The 8,326-nt window shown below is 39.6% G+C and carries 5 protein-coding genes and 1 CRISPR repeat array; of the genes, 1 reads left to right on the top strand and 4 read right to left on the bottom strand.

The features are described from left to right. Positions 1–978: ISL3 family transposase (locus tag HMPREF1246_RS03750; RefSeq protein ID WP_021736728.1), on the top strand; the 978-nt coding region annotated here is incomplete at its 5' end. A gap of 170 nt (positions 979–1,148) precedes the next feature. Then, a CRISPR array of direct repeats spans positions 1,149–2,480; the repeat unit is 35 nt; unit sequence ATCTACAAGAGTAGAAATTAAAAAGGTCTTTTGAC. 124 nt (positions 2,481–2,604) lie between these two features. Here HMPREF1246_RS03750 and cas2 read toward each other — a convergent pair. Genes cas2 through cas12a form a run of 4 tightly spaced genes read right to left on the bottom strand, consistent with a single transcriptional unit; the run spans position 2,605 to position 8,326 of the window. Further along, positions 2,605–2,877, bottom strand: a complete 273-nt coding sequence (cas2, locus tag HMPREF1246_RS11060; RefSeq protein ID WP_035224280.1) for a CRISPR-associated endonuclease Cas2 — start codon at positions 2,875–2,877, stop codon at positions 2,605–2,607. After that, positions 2,874–3,842, bottom strand: a complete 969-nt coding sequence (gene cas1, locus HMPREF1246_RS03740) for a type V CRISPR-associated endonuclease Cas1 (protein WP_021736738.1) — start codon at positions 3,840–3,842, stop codon at positions 2,874–2,876. The genes cas2 and cas1 overlap by 4 nt, the downstream gene beginning before the upstream one ends. Further along, entirely contained in the window at positions 3,839–4,399 is a 561-nt protein-coding gene (gene cas4 / locus HMPREF1246_RS03735; RefSeq protein ID WP_051296780.1) for a type V CRISPR-associated protein Cas4, read from the bottom strand. Before cas4 ends, cas1 begins: the two co-directional genes overlap by 4 nt. A gap of 3 nt (positions 4,400–4,402) precedes the next feature. Continuing rightward, positions 4,403–8,326 (bottom strand): type V CRISPR-associated protein Cas12a/Cpf1, encoded by a 3,924-nt coding sequence (gene cas12a / locus HMPREF1246_RS03730; RefSeq protein WP_021736722.1) that lies wholly within the window; start codon positions 8,324–8,326, stop codon positions 4,403–4,405.

The raw sequence follows: 8,326 nt of genomic DNA, 5'->3' as shown, positions 1-8,326 counted from the left end.
GTTAACGAGAAGAGCCCCTTTGCCTCTCCGTATTTCCAAACCTCTTCCTCGCTTCAACAAGTCATGCTCCAGGAGCTGCGTCAACACCTTTCTTTCCAAGAAGTGGCCAGACGATGCCATGTCACCACCAGCCAGGTCATTCGCGTCTTTAATGAAGTCCATATTCCTCGTCCCAGTCACCTTCCCCGCGTGCTTTCCATCGATGAATTTAAAGGAAATGCTGCCGGTCAGAAGTACCAAGTCATCATCACTGACTCTGAAAACAAGCGTATAATGGACATTCTTCCGGCACGAACCACACCGGCTCTGCTCCAGTATTTCTATCAATTTCCAATGAGTGAACGACGAAAAGTAGAATTTGTCACAATGGACATGTCTATGCAGTTCCGTTCAGTCATAAAAACGATCTTCCCCAAGGCGCGCATCGTGGCAGACCGTTTTCATATGATCCGCTTAGTCCAATGGGCCATGGAGCGCGCTTACAAAGCAGAGCAAAAGCGCCTTTGTCACCATAGCCGAATGGTTAAGTCCAACAAGACAATCTTAACGAAACCATATGAGAAATTAACCGAAGAAGAGCTTATAAAGCTGGAGGGAATCCTTCGCTGCTTCCCTCGTCTAAGATGTGCTTACGCGCTAACATACGCATTTTCCAAGGTGCTTCGATTCAAAGATCATGCCAACATTTCTTGGGCACTTTCAGCATGGATAGACCTAGTAAAAAGCGCTGATTTACCGGAAATGAACTCTCTGGTTAAGTCCTTTACCTATTGGTACGAAGAAATCAGGAGCGCCCTTATATATCCTTACTCCAACGGTTTTACTGAAGGCTGCAGCAATAAAATCAAGGTGTTAAAACGGATTTCATTTGGTCTGCGCAATTTTGAGCGCTTTCGTCATAGGAGCTTGTACATTAACACACGCAACGAAAAAGGACACGCACTGTATTCAGTGCATGTCCTCTCCAGAAGTGCATAGACACTTTAGCACCCCAAAATTTGACAAAGAACCGAAAAAGGCCCTTCCGCTACAGGAAGAACGAAAGGGTTTTGTTGAATAGATAAAGGCGTGATAGGAAAAGGAAAATTCAAATCCAAAAGAGTCAAAAACAAAAAATGTTTTGGCATTGCATTGGAGCAATGGCTATCGTTTACAAGAGTAGAAATTAAAAAGGTCTTTTGACACCCAAAGGATTATGACTCCGCACTTTCATCTACAAGAGTAGAAATTAAAAAGGTCTTTTGACCTGAACCGGAACGCCTTCGCTTACATATCTACAAGAGTAGAAATTAAAAAGGTCTTTTGACCTTCGTTGACATCGACGTTCCCAAAAAATCTACAAGAGTAGAAATTAAAAAGGCCTTTTGACTCGACTGGAAGACTTGGAACGGCGATATCTACAAGAGTAGAAATTAAAAAGGTCTTTTGACCCGAATGGATGCTGGGTCTCCGCCCATTGATCTACAAGAGTAGAAATTAAAAAGGTCTTTTGACGAACAGACGGCGCCCATTTGTTGTCAAATCTACAAGAGTAGAAATTAAAAAGGTCTTTTGACTCGACGGGCTTCCACTCCACATCATTTATCTACAAGAGTAGAAATTAAAAAGGTCTTTTGACCCACCCGCACAAACCGTTTTCTCGTCAATCTACAAGAGTAGAAATTAAAAAGGTCTTTTGACTTGTTGATTTTCAATCACCTTCCGTGTATCTACAAGAGTAGAAATTAAAAAGGTCTTTTGACACATGGAACGTTCGACATCCTTGATAAATCTACAAGAGTAGAAATTAAAAAGGTCTTTTGACTGCATCCGCAAAGGCACGCAGGTTAAATCTACAAGAGTAGAAATTAAAAAGGTCTTTTGACACCAAGCGAGAAGCGGCTCGACTCGCTATCTACAAGAGTAGAAATTAAAAAGGTCTTTTGACCCCTATCAATAAGGGCCAAAAAATTGCATCTACAAGAGTAGAAATTAAAAAGGTCTTTTGACCTCAAGCGCTATATACCATGGGTTTTAATCTACAAGAGTAGAAATTAAAAAGGTCTTTTGACCAATCGGCGGTTGCTTCGCCAAAGAAATCTACAAGAGTAGAAATTAAAAAGGTCTTTTGACAAGGGGGATATCTTATGGCAATCTATATCTACAAGAGTAGAAATTAAAAAGGTCTTTTGACTGCAGGGTTGACGCTGCTGGAAGGCGCATCTACAAGAGTAGAAATTAAAAAGGTCTTTTGACGGTTGAGGCTGTCAAACAAGCCATCTAATCTACAAGAGTAGAAATTAAAAAGGTCTTTTGACTTTCTGATAATACTACCAAAAGGTATATCTACAAGAGTAGAAATTAAAAAGGTCTTTTGACACTGGTCGATTTCGACCAGTTTAGACATCTACAAGAGTAGAAATTAAAAAGGTCTTTTGACACGGAGGAAACGCAGCCAACCCTAATATCTACAAGAGTAGAAATTAAAAAGGTCTTTTGACCCCTATCTGCATATGAATGCATTTTCGGCGCCAAGTAAGACCATATATTGAAAAAATATGCTGAAAAAAGACCTTTTATACAAAATATATACTCCTTAGCAATAGTAAGTTGGAGGTTTGCAGGTTAGACAATGACCGTATCAGAGTCTTCATTAGCTGCATATCCCATTTTAATTACTTTGCACGATGAAGTCAATTCTAAGATGAGGATACTGTCCGATTGATCAAACTTTTTCATGAAATGGTTCTGAATTTCGCAAATTATATTATCTAATATGTGCTTACTATTATCAATTTCATAAACTGAATATTGGATGCGATGACCAAACTTTAGAATATATTTGGCAAAACGTGCCCGCAGTTTATCATCTGAAATATCATAGCTTAGGATAATCATGATTTTATTATAAAGAGGGGAAACTCGTCAGGGTTTTTGTGTTTCATAAAAGCCCTGTAATATTGCTGGATATACAAGAAAATGTCACGTTTATAGTCTAAAATTGCTTTAAGTAGAAATGCGACGTAATCCTTATTCTTTTTCCACTGTAATAGGTACTGGCGGTTGACTTCAGTGAAATCAGTTTCTTTACATTGATTGAGATTGATTGCTTTACGAATTTGGTAATCAATGATAGGCCGAAAAGGTTCCATGATGTCACAGACCAGGGATTTTCGCATATAAAACTGGCGATGAAGGACACCGCAATAGGTATCAAATCCGTAGAGACGAAGGAGAGCGTCAATAAAGTTAAAAAGAATGGTATACCCTATATCAAGAGTGGCATTGATATAATCTGGCTTGATACGGGGATGTCTTGCTGTCCAAGAAATATTGTTGAACTCATGCTTGAAATAAAGGCGCGCTGCCGCTCCTTCGTATCCTAATAATCCATCCAAGGGCCCTTCATAATCATGAATTCGTTGATTATAGTCAGCCAATAGGTGAATAGCATTTAGTAAGGAAGCATCTTTTTTTCTTTGCAGATTAAGGACGGATCTTTGTACAAGAATTTTGTTAGACAAGATATGTTTTCCAATGGAAAGTCCCTCGTATTCGTATTGCGCTTTCCTTAAAAGTACATTTCCATCCATCTGTCCACCAAAGGATTCATAAAGTTTTAGGGAATTTGTCATGAGGTAAATCGGAAATCCAAATTTATGGGAGCGTTGAATCAATCCGCTTGTTAGGACGAAGTGTCCTACTATGAAAAGGGCAAAGATGCGATAACACGTAATTTGGTATTTTATTTTTTTGTCTTTATCGAGAATAAGAAGGTTATCATTGCGAAATGAAAGCTTTTCTCCTTGCCCTAAAAAAATAAAGGCAATTTGCTTTGCGCAAAAATCGTTAATTGTCATCATAATAGGGACCTGTCGCAGGCTGGCTCGTAAATGCAGTGGAGACATTTCTTTTGATTTTGTTGCTTAAAGGAAGACAGTGAAAATTGGCGCATTTCCTTAAGTAGTTGTTCAAATTTTTGAAACATAGGTTGATCGTCCTTCGGTAAGGAAATGTCATATTTTCGATGATCATCCAAACTATAGAGTTGTAGATGGTCTACTTGGAATCCCATTTCTATCATGCAGAAATATTGACCATAAATTTGAAAAATATAGCCATCATAGATGGTCTTAATTTGTTTTTTGCGTTCAATCAGAGTTTTTGTCGAGCTGTCAAATAAATCTATTTTTCCAATCAGTCCATATGTTGAGGATTCAACGAACAGTGATTGTAAGATATTTTTATGGGTACTATATCGGCGCTGATCGATTGCAGAATGTGCGGCAGTTCCTTTGAGCTGGTCAGGACTCTGATAAGTCAGGACTGCCTGGCGTCCATAGAGATTGTGAAAATATATGGACGCCGGACAAAAGATAAAATCATTCAATTGGGAGATTTGAATCCAATCGTCTTCCATCTGTCAGTTTCTCAGTTCCTGAATGTAGGCCAGCCAATCTTGGTTGCTGATGCCGTTTTGTAATTTCAGATCTTTGCTTTCTTTGAGGTGGTTCAGAAGAAGCTGCCCTTTTAAGGCAATATGATAAGCTCCGTTGGCATCCGCATCCATTGGCCATTCTGGATTTTGGAATCGACTGTCGAAACACACCCCGTTCAGATCCCTAACGGGAGAGTTGATGTAGTCTTCCCCCGTTGCGGCATTGCTGTTTCTCATTTGGAGTACACTGCGAATCAAGGCGACCATCGTATCAATTGCATGAGAATCATCATTTTCTAAAAGTTTGGGTAATATATTACTTCCGTCTCTAAAGACAATGCCTTTTTCTTCCAGAAGGGCAATGAGTTCATTAGCGGGATAGAGGTCTCTGTAACGACCCGTAAAACGATGATTTTCGATTACAGGAACAATTCGTTTTCCTGCAATGAAGGGCGTCCCTTTTGCATCAAATTGGGTTTCATTCTTTTCGAAAACAATATCCCAAGCTGGCATGAAGCCAGGAAGCCCTCTCTGGAAAGAGAGATTCCGATTCATTTTAAAATGGAGGATAAAATCACCTGTTTTGACATCATAATGCAGGAAATCAAATCCTTCTAGGAAATGCTTCCGACTTTCATGATTTTTAATGGTCTTCCATACAAAGGGATCGACAAAACCAGTCAGGGGATCAATCTTTGAGGTATAAGGGGCCGGTACATAGAAAAGGAAGCCGCTTTGCGTGCCCATTTTTGCAAAGCTCGTGAACTGATCTGTAAGTTGATACGGGTTTAAGACGCCTCCCACTTTCTCAGCAGGATAATCTTTGAGAACCAAACAGTTGAGTTTATCTATTAGCATCTTTTCAAATTGTTGGTAGACTGCTTTTTCGGCAATGCCTGTCCGTTTTGATTTAAATCCGAAGTTGAGGTTTTCAAGGACGACAACAGCTTGGTAATGAATCATCAGGTCTACAATTTCATGGATGACCTGTGACAAGTAGCCTTGTTTAAGGTCTTTGATCGTTCCGACGACGGACCAGGCTTGACGGGCGGCAACACGCTCTTTTTCCCTGTTGTCCAATTTTTTTTGGTAGTCAAATTGCTGGATGGTATTCAGGGAACGCTGCTCCAAAATTTTCCCAGTACTGTCAATGACGGTAATATAGATTAGATTGCGTTCTCCACGATCGATACCAATGATGGGCGTTTCCGGATGCTCCTTAAGGTAGGCATTGACACGCTGGTTGAATTTACTGGGACTATTGGCTGCTTGATAATTCAGTGTAATGGGAACATGGAAGAAAAATTTATCGGAAGTAAACCGCCGATCCTTTATAATTTCATGGGAGACTTCTTTGGTGATAACATTTGGAAGCAGGGCCCTTGCTTCATCGGAAAGATCATGGCTTAGCCGGTGGTTGACATAATCGTACAGTTCTTGGTAGAGGGTATCTGGAATCGGTGTCTTCTGGTCCTTTAGTTTTTTGTTCAGCATTTTTTCCCCAAGACGATGGGCCATCCGCTTCATGCGGCTTTTAGGTCGATAGAACAATTCTGCTTGACCATTAAGTTTGATGCTGGTTTTCGCAAGGTTTTCAGGACTGAAGAGACCTGTCCAATACAGGGTGTGGAGATTTGGTTTCCCGTGATGGCCCTTCGCAAAATCCTTATTGTAGATTTGGAACAGATACAATTTTCCCGTTTCTACAGCATCCATGATTTCCTTTTCAGCAATTCGTTGGAAGGAGATATGATAGAGAAGCGGATTCAGTTCGGCGTAATATTCCCCTAAATCTTTATATTGCGAAGAAGGGCGGAGTGAAGATAAATCGATTGAAGTTGTTTTCGTATATTTAGAGAGAAAATCCCGCGTAAAGTCAATCCATTTGCAAAGCGCTTCTCTATAGCCTTTTTGATCGCCTGTCTTCTTTGCATAAGCCGTTTGAAACTTTTTAGGCTCCTTTTCAGGATTGTTCAGGTCATAAATTTCTTTTGTGATTTCAAGAGGTTCAATGAAATTATTTGAGAGAAGAATGGGGGTGGTATGAGTTTGAAAATGAGCGGTTACAGCCTTTAGCTGAGTGGAACACTTAGGAATCATTTTTGCGGCATCTGGGAAGTAGTCATAGTACATCTTATCGAATCCTTCTGATGTTTTTTCTGTCGGCTCAAAAGACAGGGCTTTATAGCGCCCCTTCTGTTTAGGCATGATACCAAGGTAATAGAGACCATTTTTTACGAATAAAATAGCTCCATTATTTTTTTCTTTATTGACATCCCAACCAGAGGCAAGGGTTGGCATTTGAAAATTCAATTTAAATTTTTCCACCGAATAGGGCTTTTTTGTCGCATAATTTCTTGCTTTATTATAAAACGAAAGGCTTGGTTCCATTTCTAGTTTAATGCCTGTCAGCCGTGCTGAGAATTCTGGGTCGACTTCATTGCTTTCATCGACAGCAAACCAATCAAGAAGATGATAAAGGCCTAAAAGCGAATCGAGCTGTGATTTGAGGATTTCTTTTTCTTCCTGTTTTTTTAATGTTGTGGGAAGAGGCTGGTCAAGTGCAGCATGGGCATGGGAAAGAATTTCACTTGTTTTTTGTTTGAATGCTTCTGATAGTTCTTTTCCTGCAGCAGAAATAATTTCTTGGAGATTTATATCCTCATGTTTTAATGACCTTTGAACTTTTTCTTTGGCACTTTTTGTTATTTTGCCAGTGAGTTCAGAAATCCGTCTTTCGTAAAGTGCATTGCGCAAGGTATCCCAATGGTCACAAAGCGCTGAAGAGATGGTTTCTAACTTTTTATGGGAAATAAAGATATGAGTCAAATCAATGGAATTTAATTCATTGAAAAGGGCTTCTGCAGTCTCCAGTACATTTTCGTTTCTCAAGAGGGTTTTATATTTGCAGAAGGATTGGATGACTTCCTCATCGCTTTTGAATTCTTCCAAAATAAAGGATAACGTATTTCGATCGGAAAGAATTTGTTTAAAAAGAGGAATAAAACGATGCGGCAGGGACGCGATTATATGGGCTGTTTCATCATTTTTTTGGATAGCCAGATTGAGAACTTCATTAAGTCCCTTGATTTTTTCTGTGCCTGCTTCCCTAGATATGCCGCCGAGAAGTTGATTATAAAGATCAATTTGCGTTTGGGTTAGAAGTTGATTATAAAAGGGAAAGGAAAAGACTTCTTCAATAGACGTACTAACAAAGATTCCAATGGCCTTTTTGACATTTTCAAAATGCTCCCGCAAAGAAGGAACTGCGGTTATCAATCTTGTAAAAATATGGCAGTTTTCCTTAAATTTAGGGAAATTGTCCTGGACGATTCGATGGGGAATTGCCGTGCTGATATCTTCAGCGCTAAAGACATTTTTTCGGTTTTCATAAAAGCCGGAAAAATAGGTCGTAAATTTGTCAAACGAACGGAGTAGAGCATTTTCATGTTCTGTCGTGGTTACGGTCCCTAATTGCTTTAAAACTTTTCCATTGAAAAGTTCAGCTTTAAAAAGTCCTTTATAGATTTCAGCATGGCGCTTATTTATGGCATCTGTCAGATTATCCGTCCGACCTATAAAGTAGTCATGAATCGCATTTCTATATGTTGCTTGCTCCTCAATCAGCGCATTTCGTGTTTCTTCGGTTTTTTCCTTACGATAGGAGTCTATGGCTGCAGATAGATTCTCCCAGTCAAGCTGTACCAGTTGGAGACATTGATCAGCATAAGTCTTATAGATGCGGTCAATGATTGGTTTTAACTCTTTGTAATGGTCATTGCGAGCTTTATCCTCCTCAATGAACCCTTGCTCCTGGATATGTTTGAGTGTTTTTCCTTGGGGAATCAGTTCAAAACGAAGGGTCTTCGAAACTTGGTATAAATTGGTAAAACCTTCAAATTGGGTCAT

Source organism: Acidaminococcus sp. BV3L6 (assembly GCF_000468835.1).
Taxonomy (GTDB): domain Bacteria; phylum Bacillota; class Negativicutes; order Acidaminococcales; family Acidaminococcaceae; genus Acidaminococcus; species Acidaminococcus intestini.
This window is presented reverse-complemented; position numbering and strand designations above follow the sequence as displayed.

Bases quoted from the DNA above. Each gene is read 5' to 3' on its own strand.
- cas2 (WP_035224280.1), bottom strand. From the start codon at position 2,877: ATGATTATCCTAAGCTATGATATTTCAGATGATAAACTGCGGGCACGT.
- cas1 (WP_021736738.1), bottom strand. From the start codon at position 3,842: ATGATGACAATTAACGATTTTTGCGCAAAGCAAATTGCCTTTATTTTT.
- cas4 (WP_051296780.1), bottom strand. From the start codon at position 4,399: ATGGAAGACGATTGGATTCAAATCTCCCAATTGAATGATTTTATCTTT.
- cas12a (WP_021736722.1), bottom strand. From the start codon at position 8,326: ATGACCCAATTTGAAGGTTTTACCAATTTATACCAAGTTTCGAAGACC.